The sequence below is a fragment of the Phenylobacterium sp. genome (assembly GCF_036502675.1).
Taxonomy (GTDB): domain Bacteria; phylum Pseudomonadota; class Alphaproteobacteria; order Caulobacterales; family Caulobacteraceae; genus Phenylobacterium.
In genome coordinates this window covers 1-22,217 of the sequence record NZ_DASXYF010000098.1, presented here as the reverse complement: position 1 = coordinate 22,217, position 22,217 = coordinate 1, and the positions used below count along the sequence as shown (strand labels likewise).

Here is a 22,217-nt window from a genome sequence, read left to right as displayed (position 1 = left end):
GACTTCCTCAAGTCACGGCCAAGTTCGTTTTGGAGTCGGCGCCGGCCTGTGACGAAGGCTCAGGCCCCGCCCGCCCCGGCGAAAGCCAGGCTGACGTTCAGGCCGCCGAAGGCGAAGGCGTTCTGCAGGAGGACGCGCGAGGCGATCCGCCGCGCCGCGCCCACCACCAGGTCGAGGTCGCAGGCGGGATCGGCCCGTGTCACGTTCAGCACCGCCGGAGCCCGGCCTTCCGCCAGCGCCTTCAGGCCGAGGACCGCCTGCAGGGCCGCGGAGCCGCCGATCACATGGCCATGGGCGCTCTTGGTGGCGATCACCGGCAGCCGCCGCCCACGCTCGCCGAACACCTCCAGCAGGGTCTCGCTCTCGGCCGCGTCGTTCAGCGGCGTGCCGGTGCCGTGGGCGGAGATCAGGATGTCGTCCCGCTCCAGGATGTCGGCCTGCCGGGCGGCCTGGCGCACCGCGCGGGCCTGCCCGGCGGCGCTGGGCTGGGTGATGTTGAAGGCGTCGGAAGACATCCCCGCCCCGATCAGCTCCCCCAGCACCGGCGCGCCGCGGGCCCGGGCGTGGTCCATATCCTCCAGGATCATCGCCGCGCCGCCCTCGCCGAGCACCATGCCGTCGCGGTCCTCGGCGAAGGGCCGGCAGCCGGTTTTCGACATCGCCCGGATGGCTTCCCAGGAGAACAGGCTTCCCGGAGTGGCGACCGCCTCGCTGCCGCCGACGATGGCGACCTTGGCCTGGCCGGTGGCGATCATGCCCGCGCCCTGCGCGATGGCGTGGGCCGAGGAAGCGCAGGCGCTGGAGACGGCGAACACCGCGCCGCGCACGCCGAAGGTCATGGCGATGGCGCTGACCGCAGCGCTCAGCATCACCCGGGGCACGGTGGCGGGGTGCACGCGCGACGAGCGCTCGCCGAACACCCGCTGGTAGCCGGCCTCCATGGTCTCGAGCCCGCCGAAGCCGTGGCCGAAGATGACCGCCGTGTCCTCCGCCAGCACCGGATCGTCGCGCAGGCCGGCCTGGTCGAGGGCTTCCAGCGCCGGGGCCAGCGCCATGCGCGCGAACGGGTCGAGGGTCCGCCGGATCGGTCGGCCCAGCCGTTCGTCGATCGTGGCGTCGTAGTCTTCGCAGACCCTGGCCAGCAGGAAGTCCTGCGCCGGCGGGCCGAACAGCGAGGCGTCGATGCTGTGGCGGGCGATGCCGCCCTTGCCGCCCATGGCCGCCTGCCAGGCCGCCTCCACCGACCCGCCCAGCGCCGAGACGGCGCCCAGGCCGGTCACCGCGATACGCTTGCCGCCGAAGGCCATGGCGTCACGCCGCCGCGACGACGCGCGACTTCAGGAGGTCCACGAAGGCGCCCAGGGTTCCGCACTGGGCGAAGTCGCTCTCCTCGACGTGGACGCCGTACCGGTCTTCCACCTCGAACAGGATGCTGATCAGGTCGAGGGAGGCGATGCCCACGTCCTTCAGGGGCAGTTCGCGCGTCAGGTTCCCGCGATCCAGGAGCGCCTCCGTGGCGATCAGGTCGAGGACCTCATCATCGGATATCTGCTGCGCCATGCGCCGAACGCTCCGTGTCACAACGGCGTCCGCCTGCGGGCGCCCATAGTCCTGGGACGCCGCCGAAGCCCGGACGCCTCAGCCCAGAAAAGTCCCGTCCTCCATCCGCACCACGCGGCTGGCGTAGGCCTCCATGCGCGGGTCGTGGCTGACGCAGATCACCGCGGCGCGGTCGTCCACCGCCGCGGTCTGCAGCAGGCGGGCGACCTGGCGTCCGTTCTCCCGGTCGAGGGCCGAGGTGGGCTCGTCGGCGAAGATCACCTGCGGCCGCTTGGCCAGCGCCCGGGCGATGGCCACCCGCTGGCGCTCGCCGCCGGACAGCGCCGCCGGCCGCTGCAGGGTCCGCTCGCCCAGGCCCACCGCCGCCAGCGCCGCCTCGGCCCGGGCCAGGGCGAGGCCCGGCTTCAGGCCCTGGCGCTCCAGAACGATGGACACCTGCTCCCGTGCCGACAGCGCCGGCAGCAGGTGGAAGCCCTGGAAGATGAAACCGAAGTGCTCCAGCCGGAACCGGTCGAAGCGGTCGCGGTCCAGGGCGCCGATGTCCTGGCCCAGCACTTCCACGCGCCCGGCGCTGGGAGACAGCAGGCCCGAGACGATGGCCAGCAGGGTGGACTTGCCCGAGCCCGAAGGGCCGGAGACGATGACGAACTCGCCGCGTTCGACGGCGAAGTCCACCGGCCGCAGGGCCTCGATCCGCGCCCGGCCCTCGCCATAGCTCTTGCAGACCCCTTCGGCCGCCACCACCCGCTCGATCATGCGCCGCCCCTCGCCAGCGCCAGGTCGACCTCGGCGAGGCGGGCGGCCCCGCGCGCAGCCTCCAGCCCAGCCGCGGCGCGTTCGAGCCGGTCCTGCAGGGCGACGATCTCCAGCCCGTCGGCGGCTCCGGCCGCATGGCGGGTCTCGCCCCGGGTCAGGGCGGCCTGGGCGGCGTCGGCCGCCGCCTGCGCCTGGGCCAGCGCGTCGTCGGCGGCGCGTCGGGCGTTCAGCGCCGCGACCATCTGCGACCAGCCCTGCAGCACGGCCTTGCGGTAGGCCGCCTCCGCGCCGTCGGCGTCCGCCTGGGCGGCGTGGACGCGGGCCCGGTTCGCGCCGCCGTCGAGCAGGCTCTGGCTCACCGCGCCGGCCACCGCCCAGGCGAGCGCCCGGCTGTCGAGCAGCAGGGCGACCGCGGCGTCCGGTGCGCCCAGGGCGGCGGTCAGGCTGAAGTGCGGCCGGCCGGCGGCGACCGCCTCGGCCCGGTGCTCGTCCGCCGCCGCCAGCCGGGCCAGCGCGGCGCGCACGTCGGGACGGAGGTCCACGGCGTCCGCGTCGAAGGCGGCCGGCGCGGCCGCCAGCGGCGCGGCGGGCCCGGCGGGCGGCAGCCGCGGGGGCTCGGCGGCGCCCAGGGACGCCGCGAGCTCGGCTTCCCGCGTCTCCACCGCCCGGTCGGCTGTGCGCTGGGCGGCTTCCGCCTCGGCCAGGTTGGCGCGGCGTTCCGCCAGCAGGTCGGCGGCGGCCGCGCCTTCGCGGGCGCGCGTCCGGACCAGGTCGAGGGCGCGGGCGGCCAGCGCGCGGCGCCTGGCCGACGAGCCCTGCGCCGCCTCCGCCGCCCGCAGCGCCAGGTAGCTCCGCACAGTCTCGGCGCCGGCCGCCAGGCGCCCGGCCTCCAGGTCGGCGCGGGCCGCGTCGCGCTCGCGGACCGCCGCCCGGGCCGCGTGGGACAGGCGGCCGAAGATGTCCGGCTCGTAGGTGACGGACAGTTCGGGCGTCGCGCCGCTGTGGCCGCCGGAAAGCCGCCGCCCGCCCGCGGCGGCGGCGGCGCCGACCTCCGCCTGCAGCCGCCGCGGGGCGCGGGCGGCTTCCAGGTCGGCCTCGGCCCGGTCGAGCCGCGCGCGGGCCGCCCTGACGTCCGGCGCATGGGCGTCGGCCTGGCGCAGCAGGCCCGCCAGCACCGGGTCGCCCAGGTCTTCGCGCCAGGACGGGGGGTCGCGCGGCGCCGGGGCGGCGGCCGGCGCGGCGGCCAGGGCCGGATCGCCGGCGAGGCCGGTCCCGGCGACCGCCAGGGCGAGCGCCGCCAGCGCCGCAGCCCGCCGCCGGGCGGCGCTCAAGGTCCGATCCGGACCAGCACGCGCTGGCCGAGCTTCATCGTCTCGCCGCCCTCCACGCTCAGCACCACGCTGAACACCCGGGTGTCGGCCCGCGCGGTGGGGTCCTCCGACAGGGCGGCGGTGGTGAAGGCGTCGGCGACCCGCAACACCCGCGCCCGGTAGGCGCGGCCTTGCTGGTATTCGCGGGTCACCTGGGCGGCCATGCCGGGGCGGACCTGGTCGGCGAAGGCCTCGTCCAGCTCGGCCCGCACCACGCGGCGGCCGTCGGGCTCCAGCACGAACAGCGGGCTGGCCGCGGCGGCCCACGCGCCCTGGCCGGCGAACCGGCGCAGGATGCGGCCCGCGGCCGGCGCCCGGACGGTCAGCGCGTCGGCGGTGAGCGCCGCCAGCCGGCGGCGGCTCTCGGCGGCGGCGAGGGCGGCCTGGGCTTGGGAAACTTCGCCCTGCGCCGCCCGGGCGGCGGCGGCCGCCTGCTCGGCGTCCTGGCGCGTGCCGGCGTCGGCCTGGGCGAGGCGCGCCAGCCGCGCCGCTTCGCGGTCGGCGGCGGCGGCCTTGGTCCCGGCGACCAGCAGGTCGGCGCGGCGCCCGGCCGTCTCGGCCTCCGCCGCCGCGACGACGAGGCGCGCCTGCCGGGCGTCCTGCTCGGCCAGCGGCTGGCCCGGGGCGACGCGGTCGCCTTCCTCCGCCAGGATGCGGCGCAGGATCCCGTCGGTCTGCGCCGGGATGCGGACCAGCGCCGGCTCGGCCTCCACCACGCCGCGCGCCATGGCCACGGCCGGGTGGGCCGCGGTCGCGGCGCGCGCCTTTTCCGGCGCCCGGCAGCCGCCCAGGGCGAGGGCCAGGAGCGTTGCGGCGGCGAGGGCGCCGGCGCGGCTCATAGCAGCAACGTCGCCGGATCGGCGGTGGCCACCCGCCGCAGGGCGAAGGCGCCCGAGACCAGGGCCACCACGACCACCAGCGCGCCGGTCGCGCTCATCATTCCGCCCGACAGCACCACCGGCACGCCTTGCGAACGCGCCGCGGCCACCAGGGCGACGGTGAGGACGCCGGCCAGCGCCACGCCCGCCACGCCCACCCAGGCCGCCTGCGCCACGACGATTCCGCGCAGCGCGCCCATGGAGAAGCCCAGGGCGCGCAGGGCGGCGAACTCCTTGAGGGAGGCGGCCACCGCGGCGGCCAGCGTCTGGCTGGTGATCACCAGGGCCACCAGCACCGCCGTGATGCTGCCGAACACGAAGGCCGCGCCCGCGCCGGACTCCACCAGCCAGTAGCGTGTGGTGCGGGCGGCGAAGCGGTCGTCGGTCATGGCCTCGAACCCGCGGGCGCGGCCGGTGCGGTTGAGGTCCGCGGCCACGGCCGGCGCAGCCTTCGGATCGTCGGTCCGGGCGATGAAATAGGCCACGTCGCCGCCCGGCCCCGCCATCGGGTCGAGCTCACGCGTGGTGGCCAGGGAGGCGATCACGTTCACGCCGCCCAGGGCGCGCAGGCCGCGGGTCGCGCCGACCACCCGCACCCGCTGGCCGTTGATCTCGGCCGTGTCGCCCACCTGCAAGCCCAGCTTGCCGATATCGCCCGCGTCCACCAGCACCGCGCCCGGCGCCCGCAGCCGCGCGCGCAAGCCCGGCGTCAGCACGTCGTCCAGCGCCATGGCGTCGTCGGCGGCGTCGACGCCGACGATGTAGACGTTGACCATCCCCCGCCGCTCCGTCCGCCACTGGCCCGAGCCCCAGAGGAACGGCTCCACGCGCTTCACGTGCGGGTTCATCCAGATGAACATCTCCGCCTGGGCGGCGATCGGGCGGCCCAGGTCGATGCTCTGCACCCCGGGGAATCCCACCCACAGGTCCGCCGACGAGCGGGTCACATAGAGGCTGGAGAGCGAGAAGATCCCCAGGATCACCGCCCCCTGCAGCAGCACCAGCAGCCCGGAGAAGGCCACCGCCACCACCGCCGGCGCATAGCGCCGCCAGTCGTGCAGCAGGGTCTTGAGCGCCAGCGTCTTCACGGCTGTTCCCCAGGCCGGCCGATCAGCCAGACCCCCGCCAGGATCGCAGCTCCGCCGGCGACCTGGAAGAGGTCGGCGCGCTCGTGGAACAGCAGCCAGCTCGCCAGGATCACCAGCACGTAGCCGACCGCGGAAAGCGCGAAGGCCGCCGATAGCTTCATCTGCGACAGCACCAGCATCCAGACGGCGAAGCTGACGGCCTCCAGGACCAGCAGCGCCCAGGTGGAGGGCAGCGTCATCAGGCGCGCCAGCCAGGCCGGGCCGAACGCCTGGCCGCCCAGGCTCCGGGCGCTGGTCTCGGCCGCCACCTGGTAACCCGAGGTCAGGAACGGCATCGCCCCGCCCAGCGCGCCCAGGGCCAGGCGCCGCCGGCCCCTGATCCCCTCGCTGATGCTCCAGATCGTCATGCGGCCCGCCTCTGGGTCGGGTCGGCCCCGAACAGCGGCGCGGCCAGCCGCAGGGCGCCGTTCACCACCGGATGCCGATGCCGGAAGTAGAGCGAGGTGCGGGTCAGCCGGCTGCCGAGCTTGAGCTTGGTCTCATAGGCCGCCTGGCCGCTGCGGTAGCGCGTGAGCCCGCGCTCCAGGCAAAGGCGCACGTTGGTGAACCAGCTCAGGAAGTAGAGGTTGAGCGGACGCCCCCGCGCCGCCTCCATGCAGAAGAACTTGTCCAGGAGCACGCCGTGGTCCTGCAGCAGCAGGTTCACCGCCAGCAGGTCCTCGCCCTGGAAGTAGAGGACGGCGAAGGCCCGGCCCGGCATCCGCCGCAGCACCTCGCTGAAATAGGCGGGCGTCAGCTCCTCGAACTGCATCTCGGCCCGGGCGCGGGTCTCGGCGTAGAGGGCGCTCACCCGGTCCAGCAGGCCGTCGAGGGTCTCGCGCACCTCGATGCGGACCGCGCCCAGCGACCGCAGCTTGCGGCGCATGTCCCGCCGGACGCCGGGGGAGAGCCGGGCCAGGTAGGCGTCGAGGTCCGCGAAGTCGATGTCGAGGTCCGCCACCGGCTGGCCGGGCAGGGGGCGGAAGCCGAGGGGGCGGGCCGCCGCGTCCCAGAGGCCCTGGTCGGGCGCGGCCACGTCCTTCAGGCCCAGCAGCGTGCAACGCGCCCGCTGCGCCTCGGCGGCGAGGCCTTCCAGCAGGCGCTGCGCCAGCCGCGGCCGCTCGCCGGCCGGAACCTGCGGATGGAAGCCCGCCGAGGCGGTCTCGACGCAGGGCGAGCCCAGGCAGGCGAGCCTGAGGGTCAGGAGGTCCGGGGCCATGCGCCGGGCGGCCGCCAGCAGTCGCCGGGGCGCGCCCTCCAGCGTCGTCTCCAAAGGATAGTCGGTCAGGAACGCCGGCGCCGCGGCGACCAGCCGGCCCGTCTCCCGGACGCCCAGGTAGCGCCAGCGGAACCCCGGCAGGCCGGACGCCTCGATCGCCGAGAGGTAGTCGTAGGCCTCCACCTCGCCGGGGAACACCGCGTCCCAGGCCTCCCGCCCGAACTGGGCGATGGCGGCGGCGACCTCGACCTCAGGCATCGATGGTCTCGTCGCGGCCGATCTGCGCGTGGTCGGAGAAGAAGCGGGCGGTCATGTCGGCCACCACGTCGCGTTCCTTGTCCACGTGGATCATGTGGAAGCTGTCCTCCAGCAGCCGCATCTCGACGGAGCCGCCCAGCGCCGCCTGCAGCCGCGCCGCGTTGCGCGGATGGCTCATGTCGTCCTCCCGGGCGTGCAGGATCAGCGTCGGCGTGAAGATGCCGGCGCCCTGCCGCTCCACCTGCCGGCCCAGGCGGTAGAGCTGGTAGAGCGAGCCCAGCGGCATGCGTGGCAGCGCGCCCTCGATCAGCGATTCCGGCGCGACGGCCGCCAGCTCGCGCAGCCGCTCGTCCTTCAGCCCGAACGGCCAGGGCTCGGCGAAGCTCAGGTTGCGCACGCCGGGCAGGTTGGCCATCAGCTGGATCGCCGGCGCCGCCGCCGCCCAGCGGGGCATGTTCCAGCCGTCGTATTCGAAGGTCATCGAATAGACCGCCGCGGCCCGCACCGCCGGCCGCTCGCGGGCCAGCAGCAGGCCCAGCGCTCCACCGGCGCAGACGCCTGCGACGCTCACTTCCTTCACCTCGGCGGCGAAGGCGTCGTAGGCGCGGACCACGCTGTCCAGCCAGTCGCGCCAGCCGGTGGCGAGCAGCGTCGCCTGGTCGGCGCCGTGGCCGGCGAGCTGCGGGCAGGCGACGGAAAAGCCCCGCCGGATCAGCCGCTTGGCCAGCGGCTTCATCTCGCCGGGTGCGCCGGTCATGCCGTGGATCAGGAGGACGCCCCGCTCGGTGGAGGGCAGGACCTTGAAACTGCGGTCGATCAAGCGGCGGCCTCCCAGAGGGGTATGCGTTTGCGGCGGTTGGTCCGGGCCAGGAAGCCCAGGCCGTGCGGCGGGCCGATCACATGCACGCCCCTGGCGGCCTGCTCGGCGGTCAGCGGGCGGCGCAGGGCCGGCAGCCGGGTCCAGTGGACCGCGGGGCGGAAGTGGTGCTCGGCGTGGTGGCCGTTGTTGAACCAGGTGAGGTTGTAGAGCGGCGCGTAGCTGGAGACCCCCCAGGCCATCGGCTCGTCCGGGTCGCCGTTCAGGTGCTCGTAGTAGCCGTTGAGCTGCGACAGGCACTCGCCGAGGGAGTGGAAGGGGAGCAGGAACAGCACCGCCTTCCAGCTCACCAGCGCTATGCCCAGGGTGAAGAGCGCGACGGCGGCCACTTCGATGCGGCCCCACAGGGTCTGCAGCGGCCGGCGGGCCTTCAGCGCCGCATGGACCGAACCGCCGCGCAGAGCGCCCACGAAGACGTAGCTCAGCAGGCCTTCCGGCCGCCCGTCCGTCCCGTGGCGGTAGATGGACAGCCAGTCGCGGGTGGTCCCGTCCGGCCCCGGCCGGTCGCTGTCGCCCTCGTGGTGGCGCAGGTGCACCCAGGTGTAGAAGGTCTGCGAAAAGCCGATGGCCACCGACTCCAGCAGGGAGAAGGCGTAGTTCAGGCGCAGCGAGCGGAAGTAGGGGGTGTGCAGGAAGTTGTGCGACACCCCGTTGATGTTCCAGCTCATGGCCAGCGCATAGAGGCCGCCGCAGATCAGGTTTCCCCACCAGGGCCGCGCCTCGAACCCGGCCACCGCCCAGACCACGAAGGCCAGGTGCGCGAAGGCCGCGGCCACGGGGACGGCGTCCCACGGCGTCCAGGCGAAGAGGCCATGCTTGCGCTTGGGCAGCCGGTGGTCGGGGACGGTCATGGGCGGCGTCTTCATCGAAGCCCCGAGAGCGAGACGCAGAGCACGCCGGCGGCGACCAGGGCCGCGCCCGCGACCTGGCTGCGGCTCAGCCGCTCGCGCAGCACCAGCGCGCCGGCGATGGGAACGGCGGCGAAGTTGAGCGTCATGATCGGATAGGCCAGCGCCAGGGGCGTCCGCTCCAGCACCAGGATCCAGGCGACCAGCTCCACCGCCCACAGGCAGAGTCCCGCCCACAGCAGCGGCCTGGCGAACAGCGCCGCGACGAAGCCCTCGCCCCCCGCGCCGTCGGCGACGGTCTTGAAGCTCAGCTGCACCCCGATCTCGGCCAGGATGCAGAAGCCCAGCAGGGCGAGCGAGGTGGTGGTGAGGTCGCCGCTCATGGGGCCAGCCTCTCGATCAGGTCGATCAGCCGCAGGTTCGTCGCCTGGTTGCCGGCGATGGCCTGGGGCCCGGGACGGGCGCGGGGCTGGTCCATCCAGGCCTCGCCGCGCTTGAGCATCGCCGCCGGGCCGCCGCCATAGGCCGGCCGCGACCAGTCGCCCACCACGTCGGCGCCCGCGAGCCTTCGCCCGTCGCAGGCGGCGCGGACCAGGGTCTCCAGCGCCTCGAGCGGCAGCCGGCCCTGGTCCCAGTTGGTGGCGGCGTCCTGCGGCCGCAGGACGTCCTTGTCGATGGTGACGTAGACGGCGGCGGTCTTGATGCGCCCGGGCAGCAGGGCGGCGAACGCCGCCTCGCCCACGGCGGCGATGGCCGGCCAGCGGTCGGCGAAGGTCGGCTGCGCCCCCGCCGGCGGTTCCGGATAGGCGTAGACCTCCAGCCGGCCGCCGGCGATCAGCTCAGGATCCGCGCGCCGGGCCTGCGGCGCGCGGATGTCGCGGCTGCAGACGCCCACGGTGACCACCTTGGCCACTCCGGGCGTCCGCGCGGCGCGCGCCACCCAGGAGCCGCAGTGCAGGCCGCGTCCGAACCGCACCCAGTCGGGATGGTTGTCGAAGTGCACGACGGTCACGTCGTCGCTCGCCTGCTCGCAGGCGCGGGCCAGCAGCAGGGCGGTCACGTGATGGAAGTCGCCCGAGCCCGAGACCGCCAGCAGCGGGCCGTCGGGAAGGCCTGCGTCCAGCCGCGACGCCAGCCGGTCCAGCGCGTCCGGCCGCGCCCAGAGGCGCAGGGCCGGTCCCAGGTCGCGCAGGTCGAGCGCGCAGCCGCCCGTGGCCGCGACCCGGGCGCAGAGGGTCTCCTGGCCGCCCAGCGCGTCGTCCAGATGCAGCAGCGCCGTGCGCATCGCCCGCGCCTCAGCCGCTCACGCACCGGCGCAGGAGGGCGTCGATGAGCTCCAGGGCCAGGTCGATCTCCTCGAAACTGATCTCGAGGGAGGGGGCCAGGGTGATGACGTTCTTGTGGTAGCCGCCCACGTCGAGCACCAGGCCCAGGCGGCGGCCGCCCGCCTCAAGGTCGCCCTTCATCCCCTCCTCGCACATCCGGTCGAGCAGGGCCTTGGCGGGGGTGAAGCCGTCGGCCTCGCAGATCTCGGCGCGCAGGGCCAGGCCCAGGCCGTCCACGTCGCCGATCTGCGGCCAGCGGGCCTGCAGCTCGCGCAGCCCCTGCAGGAAGTAGGCGCCCTTGGCGGCGACCTGGGTCGCGTAGTCGCCCTCGGCCATCATCTTCATGGCCTCCAGCGCCACCGCCGTGCCCATGGGGTTGGCGTTGAAGGTCGAGTGAGTGGAGCCCGGCGGGAACACCGTCGGGTTGATCAGCGCCTCCTTGGCCCACAGCCCCGACAGCGGATTGAGCCCGTTGGTCAGCGCCTTGCCGAACACCAGGATGTCGGGCTGCACGCCGAAGTGCTCGATCGACCACAGCTTGCCGGTGCGGAAGAAGCCCATCTGCACCTCGTCCACCACCAGCAATATGCCGTAGCGGTCGAGGACGGCCTTCAGCTCGACGAAGAAATTGGGCGGCGGCACCACATAGCCGCCGGTCCCCTGGATCGGCTCCACGTAGAAGGCGGCGAACTCCGCCTGGCCGGTCTTGGTGTCGAGGACGCCGTTGTATTCCGTCTCGAACAGCCGGGCGAACTTCTGCACGCAGAGGTGGCCGTACTCCTCCTTGCTCATGCCCTTGGGGCCGCGGAAGTGGTACGGGAACTCGATGAACTGCGCCCGCTCGCCGAAGTGGCCGAAGCGCCGGCGGTAGCGGTAGGACGAGGTGATCGCCGAGGCGCCCAGGGTGCGGCCGTGGTAGCCGCCCTCGAAGGCGAACATCAGGCTTTTCCCACCGCAGGCGTTGCGCACCAGCTTCAGCGAATCCTCGATCGCCTGGGCCCCGCCGACGTTGAAGTGCACCCGGCCCTTGGCGCCGAACTTGGCCTCGGCGTCGCGGGCGATCATCGCGGCCAGCTCCACCTTCTCGCGGTGCAGGTATTGCGAGGCCACCTGCGGCAGCCGGTCGAGCTGCCGATGGGCGGCGGCGTTCAGGCGCGGATTGCGGTAGCCGAAGTTGACCGCCGAGTACCACATCTGCAGGTCCAGGAAGCTGCGGCCCTCGGCGTCGTGGAGGAACGAGCCTTCGCAGCTCTCGAAGAACTTCGGCTCGGGCATGTAATGCACCGTGTCGCCCCAGGAGCAGTACTCCGCCTCCAGGCGGCGGAGTTCGGCTTCGTCGAGCGGATGGTCGAGGGCGGCGTCGTACATGGGGGGTCCTGTCTGGAGGTCAGAGGGCGGCGGCGCGGGCCGGCCCGGCGGCCAGCAGGGCTTCCAGCGTCGCGGTCACGTCGTGGAAGGTCTCGAAAGGGTGGAAGGGCCGGTCGCGGCCGGCCGCGTAGACGGCGAGCTCGCCCTTGGCGAACAGGATGTCGGCCCGTCCGGAGAGGCAGAAATCCGAGCGGCCGTCGCCCACGAACACCAGCGGCCGGTCGTCCGTGGCGGCGGCGGCGCACTTGCAGACGCCGGACCCCGCCGCGCAGCCCTCCCGCCGCCAGGGCTGGCGAAGCCTGCGCTGCGGTGCGCGCCCGGCGAGCACATTGGAGACCACCGGCAGCCGCTCCAGCCCGTGGCGCGCCAGGATCCGGCGGATGAAGTGGTCGACCCCGTCGCTGACGACGGAGACCGGCAGGTCGCGCGCCTCGCACCAGGCGACGAACGCCGCGAACCCGGGGTCGAGGACCTGGGCGTCCAGCACTGCGTCCACCGCTGCGTCGTCGGCGCGCAGCAGGGCGATCTGCCGGCGCATGCAGCGCGCCGCGCTGATCCGCCCGGCCCGCCAGTCGGCCTCCACCGCCTCCCAGGCCGGGTCGGCCAGCGCTTCCAGCACGGCGTCGGTGGTGTCGCTGAGGGTGATCGTTCCGTCGAAGTCGCAGACTATCCGCATTCACCGCACCGTTCGGCGCCGAAGCCCGACGCCCTCGCCCCCGTTGCAGCTGAGACGCCGCGGGCCGCATGGCGCCTCAGGGCGGTGCTTGCGGCTGCGCGAGGTTGGCGATGGCTGTGCGCGAGACCCTGCGCTATGGCTCCTCCGCAGCCGACCTCGCGCCGGCGTCGAGGGAACGCAGCGAACGTGCAGGACAAGGGCCAGGCGACGCCGCTCCTGGCGGCCTACTTCGAGCGTCGGGACGAGCTGCGCCGCTTCTTCCTCGCCCGCACCGGCTCGGCCTCCGAGGCCGACGACCTGCTGCAGGACCTATACCTGAAGACGGCGGACGCCACGCCGCCGGCGGAGCTGCGCAGCCCCGGGGCCTACCTCTACCGCCTGGCCGCCAACGTCATGCTCGACCGCCTGCGCCAGCAGCGCCGGGCCGCCGCCCGCGACGGCGCCTGGCGCGAGGCCAACACCACCGTCGCCGCCAGCGAGGCGGTGAACGAGGAGCCCGACGCCGAGGCGGCGCTCGCCGCCCGGCAGCGGCTGGAGCGGGTGCTGGCGACGGTGGAGACCCTGCCGCCGCAGACCCAGCGGGTCTTCCGCATGCACAAGCTGGAGGGGTTGAGCCATGCGGAGACCGCCGCCCGGCTGGGCGTCTCCAAGAGCGCCGTCGAGAAGCACATGATCACGGCGCTCAAGCGTCTGCTGGAGCGGAGGCAGGCGTGACTGTAACAATTACGCCACTGTCGCGCAGGTTCTGTGGAGGTTGCAACATTACGGCGCCGTCATCTCATCGGACGCCGCGGCTTTCCCCTGCGGCGCCGAGGTCGAACGCATGAGCCCGCCGTCTTCCACCGCCGCCATCCGGGACCAGGCCGTCGCCTGGTTCGTGCGGCTGCAGGGCGGCGACGTGGCCGAGGACGACTGGATCGCCTTCCGCGCCTGGCTGGAGGCGGGCCCTGCGAACCGCGTCGCCTACGACGAGGTCGAGGGCCTCTGGGTCGACCTGGACGACGCGGCGGACTCGACCGTGGTCCCGTTCCAGCCCCGGTCCGTGGCCCCGCCGCCGCTCCACCGGCGGACATTCCTGCGCTGGGGCGCGCCGATCGCGGCCTGCCTGGCGGTGGGGATCGGCGTCAGGCAGCTTCGGCCCCAGGCGCCCGACCCTCCGCCGGCGGATGTCTACGAGACGGCGCCCGGCGAGATCCGCGCCATTCCGCTGGCCGACGGCTCGCGCATCGACCTCGACGCCGCCTCGCGGGTGGAGGTGCGCCTGGCGCCCGGGACCCGCGCCGTGGCCCTGGTCCGCGGCGAGGCGGCCTTCGACGTCGCCCACGACCCGGCCCGTCCGTTCCTGGTGGCGGTGGGCGACCGCACCGTCCGCGTGGTGGGCACCGAGTTCAACGTCCTGCGCCAGTCGGGCCAGGTGCGGGTGACCGTCCGCCGCGGCGTGGTCGCCGTGGCCGGCGACGGCGGGGCCGAGCACCGGCTCACCCCCGGTCAGCAGTTCGAACATCGGGAGGGTTCGTCCCAATCCGCCGTCACCCAGGTCAGCGCCGACGACGCCTTCGCCTGGAAGCGCGGCGCGCTGGTGTACCGCGACCGGCCGCTGGCCGAGGTCGCCGCCGATCTCTCGCGTCATTCCAGGTTGCCGGTCCGCGTCGAGCCCGCCGCCCAACGCCTGCGCTTCACGGGAACGCTCAGCGTCGATACGCTGGACGCGATGTTGGCCAGGCTGGAGACCTTCATGCCGATCTCGGTCGAGCGGAGCGCGACGGAAATCCGGCTCAGGGCGCGTGCCCACTAGCGGAGCAACCGGGCGGCGGCGCTGGGGACATGCGGCGGCGCTGGCCGCTGCGGCCGCCGCCCTCCCGCATGCCGCCCTGGCCGCCGAGCCGGGCGCACGCGCGGTGCGCTTCAACATCGCCGCCCAGCCCACCGCCTCGGCGCTCCTCGAGCTGGCCCTGCAGGCCGACGTCTCCCTGGGCGGCGCGCTCACCACCTGCCAGGGCGAGGCCCGCCGCCTCCACGGCCGCATGCGCCTCACCGCGGCGCTCGACGCCCTCGTGGCGGGATCGGGCTGCCGCTACGTCCTGCCGGATCGCAGCACGGTGCTGATCGAGCCGGCGCCCCCCCGGTCCTCATCGCCGCCCGCGCCGGCGCCCGAGCCGCCGTCCGAGCCCCCGCCGGTGGTCTCCGAGCTTGTCGTCACCTCGGGCCGCAGGGCGGAGCTCGCCGGGCGCGCGCCCTACGCCGTCACCGCCGCCACCGGCGACGACCTGCAGACCACCAGCACGGAGGACCTGCGCGAGCTCGCATCGCGGGTGGCGGGCATGACCGTCACCAACCTAGGGCCTGGCCGCGACAAGGTGCTGCTGCGCGGGATATCGGACGGGGTCTTCACTGGCCTCACCCAGTCCACCGTCGGCCTCTACCTGGACGACGTGCCGGTGACCTACAACGCCCCCAACCCGGACCTGCGCCTGATCGACGTCGCCCGCGTGGAGGTGATGCGCGGACCGCAGGGCACCCTCTACGGCTCCGGCTCCATCGGCGGCATCGTCCGCATCGTCACCAACAAGCCGGATCCGGACGACCTGGCGGGCTCGGTGATGCTCGGAGTGTCGGGCACCCGCTCCGGCGGGCTGAACGACGAGGTCGAGATCGTCGGCAACGTCCCGGTCGTCGCCGGCCGCGTGGCGCTGCGCGGCGTCGTCTATCGGGAGCGCGGCAGCGGCTACCTGACCGACGTGACGCTGGGCCTGCGCCATGTGAACCGGGTCACGCGCGACGGCGCCCGGCTGGCGCTCGGCGTCGAGGTCAGCCCGGAATGGACGGTCACCCTGGCCGGCGTGCATCAGTCCATCAACGACAGCGACACCCAGTATGTCACCCGCGGCCTTGGGCGTTTTCAACGCGCGAGCCGGGTCCAGGAGCCGCACGACAACGACTTCGACGAGGTCTCGGCCACCGTCGAAGGCCGTGGACGCTGGGGCCACGTCACCTGGTCGGCGGCGGGGCTGCGCCACGTGCTGGACAGCCGCTACGACGCCACCGCCGTCATGCCGATGCTGGCCGGCGCGCCCGGCGTCGGGGTGCTCGACGACCGCCGGCACATCGAGATCCTGGTCTCCGAGCTCGCCTACGCCTCGCCCAAGGCCGGCCGGCTGCGCTGGCTGGGCGGCGCCTTCGCCTCGGTGGGGGAGGTCGCCAGCACGATGGACCTTACCCGCAGGCCGACGCCCACGGAGGTCTACGGCGAGCACCGCACGGACTCCATCGGCGAGCTGGCGGTCTATGGCGAGGTTACCTACGACCTCATGCCGCGTCTCGACGTCACGGCGGGCGTGCGCTGGTTCCGCTTCACCTTCGACACGGACTCCGACGTCGTCCTGGGCCCGGCGACGCGGCTCTTCAACGGCTCGAGCAGCGCCAAGGGCCTCTCGCCCAAGCTCGCCGTACGATATCAGTGGCGTGACACGGCCACCCTCTACGCCCAGGTCACCGAAGGCTATCGGCCGGGCGGCTTCAACACCGCGGGACCCACAGGCCAGGCCTTCGACGGCGCGCTGGGCGACCCGGCGCGGGAGTTCGACTTCGACGAACTGTGGAACTACGAGGCCGGGGCGAAGCTGCGCCTGCTGGACGGCCGGCTCGCCGTGCGCCTGGCCGCCTTCTTCGCGCGCTGGCGTCATATTCAGAGCGACCAGTTCCTGAGCTCCGGTCTGCCGTACGCCGTCAATGTGGGGGACGGTTCGGACCCGGGCCTCGAGGCCGAGATCGCCTGGCGCCTCTCGCACCGCCTGACGCTGACGGCGGCTGGCCTGATCGCTGAGCCGGAACTGGTCTCCCGCAACCCCGCCTTCGATTCTCGACGCGACACCGGCCTGCCGGGCGTGCCGGGCGGCTCGGCCAGCATGGGCCTGCGCTACACGCACCCGCTCTGGTCGGGGCTCGAGCTTACGCTCGACGGCAATGTCTCCTACGTGGGCTCGTCCTTCCTGAGCTTTTCGGCCCAGCTGCCCCAGCGCATGGGCGACTACGCCACCGGCAAGGTCTCGGCCACGATCGCCTCCGCGCGCTACGAGGCGACCCTGTTCGTCGACAATCCTTTCGACACCCGCGCCGACACCTTCGCCTTCGGCAACCCGTTCCGCCTGGGCCGCGACGCGGTCTCGACCCCGCTCAGGCCCGTGACCGTCGGGGTCCAGCTCCGGGGGCGGTTCTGAAGGCCGCGCGCCCGGTGCGGGACGAAGCTATCTTGCGGCGTGCGCGGGGCACTTCATGAACTTGCCCTTGGCGTCCTTGCAGACCTTCTTGGCGGCGGGCGCGGCGGCGCAGGCGACGAACTTGCCCTTGGCGTCGTGGCAGGTCTTGGCCGCCGCCGCGCCGGCCCCTCCGGCGGCGAGCAGCGTGGCGATGGCGAAGGTGGCGATGAGCTTGGACATTGGGAGTTCTCCTTGCACGTCCAGGGACGCCACGGCGCAAAGGCCGCCTCACCAGCGCCACGGCCGCCGCCTGCTATGAAGCCGCAACCAGCCCTGCGCGTTCCAGCTCCGCGCCCGTGACCTCAGGAGGACGGTTTGGCCCTGCAGATCGACGCCGGCTTCGAATGCGGCAACATCCTCGTCCGGTCGGCGGGCGAGGCCGCCGCGGACCTGGCGATCCGCCAGGACGCCAACGGCTCCTGGTTCCAGTGGTTCTACTTCCGGGTCCGCGGCGCGGCCGGCCGGCACCTTGCGCTGCGCCTCGTCAACGCCGGCGCCTCGGCCTATCCCGACGGCTGGCCGGGCTACCGCGCCTGCGTCAGCGAGGACGGCGAGGCCTGGACGCGAACCGAAACCCGCTATGAAGCCGGCGTGCTGGAGATCCGCCACGCGGCGCGGGCCGACACCGTCTGGTTCGCCTATTTCGCGCCCTACGGCCTGGCGCGCCACGAGCGGCTGCTGGCCCGCGCCGCGTCCGACGGCGGCCGTCGGGACGTGCTCGGCCGCTCCGTCGACGGCCGGCCCATCGACCGCGTCACCCTGGGCTCCGGCCCCCGCCAGGTCTGGATCGTCGGCCGCCAGCATTCCGGCGAGACCATGGCCAGCTGGTGGATGGAGGGCGCGCTCGACCGCCTGCTGGATCCCGCCGACACCGTCGCCGCGTCGCTGCTCGCCGCCGCCCAGGTGCACCTGGCGCCGCTGGTCAACATCGACGGCGCGGCGCGCGGCCACCTGCGCGGCAACGCCGCCGGCGTCGACCTGAACCGCCAGTGGCATGATCCCGACCCGGCCCGCGCGCCGGAGGTGGCGGCCGTGCTCGCGGCCATGGACCGGTTCGGCGTCGACGTCAGCCTCGACGTCCATGGCGACGAGACCCTGCCGCACGTCTTCGTCGACGGCTCCGACGTGGACCCGCAGACGACGCCGGCCCAGGCGGCGGGCGTCGCCCGCTTCAAGTCCGCCCTGCTGCAGGCCAGCCCGGCCTTCCAGACCACGGTCGGCTATCCGCCCACCTACGGCGGCGAGGAGGCGCCTGGCATGTGCACCCGCGCCGTCGCCCGCCGGTTCGGCGCCGTGGGCCTGACGCTGGAGATGCCGTTCAAGGACAGCCTCGAGGCGCCCGATCCTGTCGCCGGCTGGTCGGCCCAGGCTTCCCACCAGCTCGGCCGCGACACGCTTCCGGCGCTGCTGGCCGCGCTAGGCTAGAGCGTGATGGCCGGAAGTGGGGGGCCGGTTCCGGCGACCATCACGCTCTATTTCAAAGACTTGCTAGGCTATAGCCGCAGAGTGCGCAGGCGCAGGGCGTTGCCGATCACGCTGACCGACGAGACGCTCATCGCCGCGGCGGCCACCACCGGCGAGAGTAGCAGGCCGAACATCGGATAAAATACGCCGGCCGCCAGCGGTATGCCGGCGGCGTTGTAGACAAAGGCGAAGATCAGGTTCTGGCGGATGTTGCGCATCACCGCCCGCGACAGCCGCCGGGCCTTCAGAACCCCCGTGAGGTCGCCGGTCAGCAGGGTGACGCCGGCGCTCTCGATGGCGACGTCGGTCCCTGCGCCCATGGCCACGCCTACGTCGGCGGCGGCGAGGGCCGGGGCGTCGTTGACACCGTCGCCGACCATGGCGACTACGCGCCCCTGGCGCTTCAGCCGCTCCACCACGGCGGCCTTCTCCTGTGGCGCCGCCTCGGCCTCGACCTGGTCTATGCCCAGGCTGCGCGCGATGGCCTCGGCGGTAGTGCGGTTGTCGCCGGTCAGCATCACGATGCGCAGGCCTTCGCCCCGCAGTGCGGCCAGCACCGCCGCGGCCTCCGGCTTCACCGGGTCCGCAATGGCGATGGCGCCGGCGGGCCGGCCCGCCACCGCGACGTAGACCACCGTGGCCCCGTCGCGGCGTGCGGCGTCCGCGTCCTCCGCCAGGGCCCCGATCTCGACGCCCAGCTCCGACAGGAAGCGTTTGTCGCCGATGGCGATGCGGCGGCCTTCGACAGTCCCGTGCGCGCCCTTTCCGGGCGCGGCGTCGAAATCGTCCACCGTCGCGAGGGCGAGCGCCCGCGCCTCGGCCGCGCGGATGATCGCGGCGGCGAGGGGATGCTCGCTGGCGCGCTCGACGCTGGCCGCCAGGCGCAGGAGTTCGTCCTCCGCGATCCCCGTCACGATCACCCGCGTCGCCTCGGGCCGTCCCAGGGTGAGCGTGCCGGTCTTGTCGAACACCAGGGTGTCGATCCGCCCGAAACGCTCCAGCGCCTCGGCGTCGCGGATCAGTACGCCGGCCTCCGCGCCGCGGCTTACGCCCACCATGATCGACATCGGCGTGGCCAGGCCGAGGGCGCAGGGGCAGGCGATGATCACTACCGAGACCGCGGCCAGCAGGGCGTAGCTCAGCCGCGGCTCCGGGCCGAAGGCGAGCCATGCGGCGAAGGCGGCGGCGCCCGCCGCCAGCACGGCCGGCACGAACCAGCCGGCCACCCGGTCGGCCAGCCGCTGCACCGGCGCGCGTGAGCGCTGGGCCTGCGCCACAAGCTGGACGATCTGGGCCAGCAGGGTGTCGCGCCCCACCTTCTCGGCCCGGATGATCAGCGCCCCCGTCTGGTTCACCGAGCCGCCGACCACCTTGTCGCCCGCGGCCTTGGCGACCGGCAGGGACTCCCCGGTGACCATCGATTCATCCACCGCCGAGCGGCCCTCGACCACCTCCCCGTCGACGGGAACCCTGTCGCCGGGCCGGACGCGCAGGCGGTCGCCGACCTGCACACGCTCCAGCGGGATCGTCTCGTCGCTCCCGTCGCTGCGCCGCCGCAGCGCCTGCTTCGGCGCAAGGTCGAGCAGGGCTCGGATCGCGCCGCCGGTGCTTTCCCGCGCCCGCAACTCCAGCACCTGGCCCAGCAGCACCAGGACGGTGATGACCGCGGCGGCTTCGAAATAGGCGGGAACCGCGCCGTCGTGGCTGTGCAGGACGGCCGGAAAGGCGCCCGGCGCTACGGTCGCGGCCACGCTGTAGGTCCAGGCGACCCCCGTCCCCAGGGCGATGAGCGTGAACATGTTGAGGTTGCGGCTGGTCACCGAGCGCCAGCCTCGCACGAAGAACGGCGCCCCCGCCCAGAGCACCACAGGTGTGGCGAGCGCCAGCTGGATCCAGTTGGAGACCTGCTGTCCGCCGATCCGATGGGTGAGCCCGGCCAGGTGTCCGCCCATTTCCAGGACGAACACCGGCGCCGTCATGGCCAGACCGGTCCAGAACCGGCGCGTCATGTCGATCAGTTCCGGGTTCGGGCCGGTGTCGACCCCGATCTCCACCGGCTCCAGCGCCATGCCGCAGATCGGGCAGGCGCCGGGACCCGCCTGCCGCACCTCCGGGTGCATGGGGCAGGTGTGGATCGTCCCTTCCGGCAGGACCGCCGGCGGCCTGTCCGTCTCGGCTTCTGCAGCTTTCGGAGCACAACGCCCGTGGCCGTCGTGCAGGTGGTCGTGGTTGTGCGTTCCCATCGGAATCTCCGCCGATATACCTCTCTGGGGCATGATAGAGGCTGGCGGCATATACCCGTCTAGGGCATATTGCAATTACCCCCGCGAGGTATATCGGGGCGGTCGTGAAGGAGTCTTGCCAGTGGAACGCGAGAACAAGCCGAAACTGCTCAACCGGCTGAACCGGATCGAGGGCCAGGTGCGCGGCGTTGCTCGGATGATCGGGGACGACCGCTACTGCATCGACGTCCTCACCCAGCTTCAGGCCGTGCGCGCCGCGCTCGCCAAGGTGGAGAGCGAGATGCTGAAGGAACACCTTGGCCACTGCATCGAGGGCGCCATCGTCAGCGGCGACAAGGACGAGCAGCGCAGGAAGGCCGCCGAACTGATCGAACTCCTGGGGCGCACCCGATGACCCGCCTCCTCTCTGCGGCCTCGGCCCTGGCGCTGGTCGCCGCGCCGGCCGCCGCGCAACAGGCGCTGTCGACGCCCGGGCACGAACATCGCGCGCCGGCGGCGCAAACGCCCCCCGCCGCGCCTGCCCCGCCCGCCTCTGAGCACGACATGTCGGAGATGGACCACGGCGACATGCCCGGCATGGATATGGATCACGTCGCCCCCGAAATGACCGGCGCGCTGGGCGCCTATCCGATGACCCGCGAAGCCTCGGGTACCGCCTGGCGGCCCGACGCCTCCGTCCATGCCGGCGTCCACGTCATGCGCGGCGGGTGGATGTTGATGGGCCACGCCCTGCTGAACGGGGTCTATGACCGGCAGGGCGGCCGGCGCGGCGACGAGATGGCCTTCGTTTCCGGCATGGTGATGGGCATGGCCCGGCGCGAGCTTGCCGGCGGCGACACCCTGCAGCTCCGCGCCATGCTCAGTCCCGACCCGCTGATGGGCAAGCGCGGCTACCCGCTGCTGCTGGCTTCGGGCGAGACCGCCGACGGCGTCCGTCCGCTCGTCGATCGCCAGCATCCCCACGACCTGTTCATGGAGCTGTCGGCGAGCTACAGCCATCGTCTCGGCGGCCGCGACAGCCTGTTCCTCTACGCGGGCCTGCCGGGGGAGCCCGCCTTCGGGCCGCCGGCCTTCATGCACCGGATGTCGATCCTCGACAGCCCGGAGGCGCCGATCAGCCACCACTGGCTGGACTCCACCCACATCACCTTCGGCGTCGTGACGGCGGGCTACGTGCACGACGACTGGAAGGTCGAGGCGTCGCGCTTCAAGGGCCGCGAGCCCGATCAGCACCGCTTCGACATCGAGACGCCCAGGCTCGACTCCACCGCCGTGCGCCTCTCCTGGAACCCCACGGCCAACTGGTCGCTGCAGGCCTCCTGGGCCGACGTAAAGAGCCCCGAGCAGCTCGAGCCCGACGTCGATCAGCGCAGGTGGTCGGCGAGCGCCGTCTACACCGCGCCGCTGGGCGTCGACGGCTGGTGGTCGATGACCGCCGCCTGGGGCCGCCGCAGCGCGGGCCATGCGGCGCTGGACGCCTGGATCCTGGAAGCCGCGGCCAAGCCCGTCGCCGCCTGGACCCTGTTCGGCCGCGGCGAGCGCACGCAGAACGACGAGCTGGCCGGCGCGGGCGGTCATCATGGCCCGGCCTACACGGTCTCGAAGCTTTCGGCCGGCGCGATCCGCGACTGGCCCGTCGCGCGCCATCTCACGGTGGGGCTTGGCGGGCTCTACGCCTGGAACCTCGTGCCCGACGCCCTGGAGGGGGCTTACGGCGGCGACCGGAGCGGCGCCATGGCCTTCGTCCGGCTGAAGGTCGAATGAGGCGTGCTGGCGCCTTCCTCAGATCTCCACGCCCCAGCTCCGCAGCCGCGCCGCCCCGCCTTCGCCCAGGCCCGGCGCCGGGCCCGCGATCGCCGCCGGCGTGCGGGCGAACCTGGGCGCCGGCGCGGGCTGGGGCGCGCCGGCCACGTCCACATACAGTCCCCGCTCGGCGACCTGCCGGTGGGCGGGCGCTTCGTCGATGGTCAGCACCGGGCTCACGCAGGCGTC

At 73.6% G+C, this 22,217-nt stretch carries 23 protein-coding genes; 6 read left to right on the top strand and 17 right to left on the bottom strand.

The window, feature by feature from the left end:
• Nucleotides 1-59: 59 nt before the first annotated feature.
• From VGL30_RS12580 to VGL30_RS12515, 14 genes are all read right to left on the bottom strand, one after another.
• A complete protein-coding gene (locus VGL30_RS12580; RefSeq protein WP_331540339.1) occupies nucleotides 60-1,307 on the bottom strand; it encodes a beta-ketoacyl-[acyl-carrier-protein] synthase family protein in 1,248 nt (415 codons plus the stop codon).
• Nucleotides 1,308-1,311: 4 nt separating this feature from the next.
• Nucleotides 1,312-1,560, bottom strand: coding sequence for an acyl carrier protein (locus VGL30_RS12575; protein WP_331540338.1), 249 nt, complete (start codon nucleotides 1,558-1,560; stop codon nucleotides 1,312-1,314).
• 78 nt (nucleotides 1,561-1,638) lie between these two features.
• Entirely contained in the window at nucleotides 1,639-2,316 is a 678-nt protein-coding gene (locus VGL30_RS12570) for an ABC transporter ATP-binding protein (RefSeq protein WP_331540337.1), read from the bottom strand.
• Nucleotides 2,313-3,647: a TolC family protein gene (locus tag VGL30_RS12565; RefSeq protein ID WP_331540336.1), complete on the bottom strand. Its 1,335-nt coding sequence runs from the start codon at nucleotides 3,645-3,647 to the stop codon at nucleotides 2,313-2,315. The genes VGL30_RS12570 and VGL30_RS12565 overlap by 4 nt, the downstream gene beginning before the upstream one ends.
• On the bottom strand, nucleotides 3,644-4,525 hold the full coding sequence (locus VGL30_RS12560) for an HlyD family efflux transporter periplasmic adaptor subunit (protein ID WP_331540335.1): 882 nt from the start codon (nucleotides 4,523-4,525) through the stop codon (nucleotides 3,644-3,646). The genes VGL30_RS12565 and VGL30_RS12560 overlap by 4 nt, the downstream gene beginning before the upstream one ends.
• Nucleotides 4,522-5,652, bottom strand: a complete 1,131-nt coding sequence (locus tag VGL30_RS12555; protein WP_331540334.1) for an ABC transporter permease — start codon at nucleotides 5,650-5,652, stop codon at nucleotides 4,522-4,524. Before VGL30_RS12555 ends, VGL30_RS12560 begins: the two co-directional genes overlap by 4 nt.
• Nucleotides 5,649-6,059, bottom strand: a complete 411-nt coding sequence (locus VGL30_RS12550) for an SMR family transporter (protein ID WP_331540333.1) — start codon at nucleotides 6,057-6,059, stop codon at nucleotides 5,649-5,651. Before VGL30_RS12550 ends, VGL30_RS12555 begins: the two co-directional genes overlap by 4 nt.
• Nucleotides 6,056-7,168 carry a GNAT family N-acetyltransferase gene (locus VGL30_RS12545; protein WP_331540332.1) on the bottom strand — a complete coding sequence of 371 codons (1,113 nt, stop codon included), beginning with the start codon at nucleotides 7,166-7,168 and terminating at the stop codon, nucleotides 6,056-6,058. The genes VGL30_RS12550 and VGL30_RS12545 overlap by 4 nt, the downstream gene beginning before the upstream one ends.
• A complete protein-coding gene (locus VGL30_RS12540; RefSeq protein WP_331540331.1) occupies nucleotides 7,161-7,988 on the bottom strand; it encodes an alpha/beta hydrolase in 828 nt (275 codons plus the stop codon). The genes VGL30_RS12545 and VGL30_RS12540 overlap by 8 nt, the downstream gene beginning before the upstream one ends.
• The gene (locus tag VGL30_RS12535; RefSeq protein ID WP_331540330.1) at nucleotides 7,985-8,896 is read right to left on the bottom strand and encodes a fatty acid desaturase; all 912 of its coding nucleotides are present in this window, start codon (nucleotides 8,894-8,896) and stop codon (nucleotides 7,985-7,987) included. The genes VGL30_RS12540 and VGL30_RS12535 overlap by 4 nt, the downstream gene beginning before the upstream one ends.
• A gap of 11 nt (nucleotides 8,897-8,907) precedes the next feature.
• Entirely contained in the window at nucleotides 8,908-9,276 is a 369-nt protein-coding gene (locus tag VGL30_RS12530; protein WP_331540329.1) for an EamA family transporter, read from the bottom strand.
• Complete coding sequence (locus tag VGL30_RS12525; protein ID WP_331540328.1) at nucleotides 9,273-10,178, bottom strand: arginase family protein; 906 nt, start codon at nucleotides 10,176-10,178, stop codon at nucleotides 9,273-9,275. Before VGL30_RS12525 ends, VGL30_RS12530 begins: the two co-directional genes overlap by 4 nt.
• 10 nt (nucleotides 10,179-10,188) lie before the next feature.
• Complete coding sequence (locus VGL30_RS12520) at nucleotides 10,189-11,586, bottom strand: aspartate aminotransferase family protein (protein WP_331540327.1); 1,398 nt, start codon at nucleotides 11,584-11,586, stop codon at nucleotides 10,189-10,191.
• Between the two features lie 19 nt (nucleotides 11,587-11,605).
• Complete coding sequence (locus tag VGL30_RS12515) at nucleotides 11,606-12,262, bottom strand: MtnX-like HAD-IB family phosphatase (RefSeq protein WP_331540326.1); 657 nt, start codon at nucleotides 12,260-12,262, stop codon at nucleotides 11,606-11,608.
• Nucleotides 12,263-12,448: 186 nt separating this feature from the next.
• Between VGL30_RS12515 and VGL30_RS12510 the strand changes: the two genes are divergently transcribed.
• The 3 genes from VGL30_RS12510 to VGL30_RS12500 all read left to right on the top strand — a co-directional run bounded on the left by VGL30_RS12510 (nucleotide 12,449) and on the right by VGL30_RS12500 (nucleotide 16,479).
• Nucleotides 12,449-12,976: an RNA polymerase sigma factor gene (locus tag VGL30_RS12510; protein ID WP_331540325.1), complete on the top strand. Its 528-nt coding sequence runs from the start codon at nucleotides 12,449-12,451 to the stop codon at nucleotides 12,974-12,976.
• A gap of 109 nt (nucleotides 12,977-13,085) precedes the next feature.
• On the top strand, nucleotides 13,086-14,057 hold the full coding sequence (locus VGL30_RS12505) for a FecR family protein (protein WP_331540324.1): 972 nt from the start codon (nucleotides 13,086-13,088) through the stop codon (nucleotides 14,055-14,057).
• On the top strand, nucleotides 14,047-16,479 hold the full coding sequence (locus tag VGL30_RS12500; RefSeq protein WP_331540323.1) for a TonB-dependent receptor: 2,433 nt from the start codon (nucleotides 14,047-14,049) through the stop codon (nucleotides 16,477-16,479). Before VGL30_RS12505 ends, VGL30_RS12500 begins: the two co-directional genes overlap by 11 nt.
• Nucleotides 16,480-16,506: 27 nt before the next feature.
• On the opposite strand, the gene VGL30_RS12495 is transcribed toward VGL30_RS12500, so the two are convergent.
• Nucleotides 16,507-16,698 carry a hypothetical protein gene (locus tag VGL30_RS12495; RefSeq protein WP_331540322.1) on the bottom strand — a complete coding sequence of 64 codons (192 nt, stop codon included), beginning with the start codon at nucleotides 16,696-16,698 and terminating at the stop codon, nucleotides 16,507-16,509.
• Between the two features lie 135 nt (nucleotides 16,699-16,833).
• Between VGL30_RS12495 and VGL30_RS12490 the strand changes: the two genes are divergently transcribed.
• Nucleotides 16,834-17,943 carry a M14 family metallopeptidase gene (locus VGL30_RS12490; protein WP_331540321.1) on the top strand — a complete coding sequence of 370 codons (1,110 nt, stop codon included), beginning with the start codon at nucleotides 16,834-16,836 and terminating at the stop codon, nucleotides 17,941-17,943.
• 68 nt (nucleotides 17,944-18,011) lie between these two features.
• Here VGL30_RS12490 and VGL30_RS12485 read toward each other — a convergent pair whose 3' ends face one another.
• Entirely contained in the window at nucleotides 18,012-20,225 is a 2,214-nt protein-coding gene (locus VGL30_RS12485) for a copper-transporting P-type ATPase (RefSeq protein WP_414694993.1), read from the bottom strand.
• A gap of 121 nt (nucleotides 20,226-20,346) precedes the next feature.
• On the opposite strand from VGL30_RS12485, the gene VGL30_RS12480 reads away from it, so the two are divergent.
• Complete coding sequence (locus VGL30_RS12480; protein ID WP_331540320.1) at nucleotides 20,347-20,619, top strand: metal-sensitive transcriptional regulator; 273 nt, start codon at nucleotides 20,347-20,349, stop codon at nucleotides 20,617-20,619.
• Nucleotides 20,616-21,989, top strand: coding sequence for a hypothetical protein (locus tag VGL30_RS12475; protein WP_331540319.1), 1,374 nt, complete (start codon nucleotides 20,616-20,618; stop codon nucleotides 21,987-21,989). The genes VGL30_RS12480 and VGL30_RS12475 overlap by 4 nt, the downstream gene beginning before the upstream one ends.
• Nucleotides 21,990-22,007: 18 nt before the next feature.
• On the opposite strand, the gene VGL30_RS12470 is transcribed toward VGL30_RS12475, so the two are convergent.
• Nucleotides 22,008-22,217 (bottom strand): CoA transferase (locus tag VGL30_RS12470; RefSeq protein ID WP_331540318.1); only part of this gene is annotated, 210 nt, incomplete at its 5' end.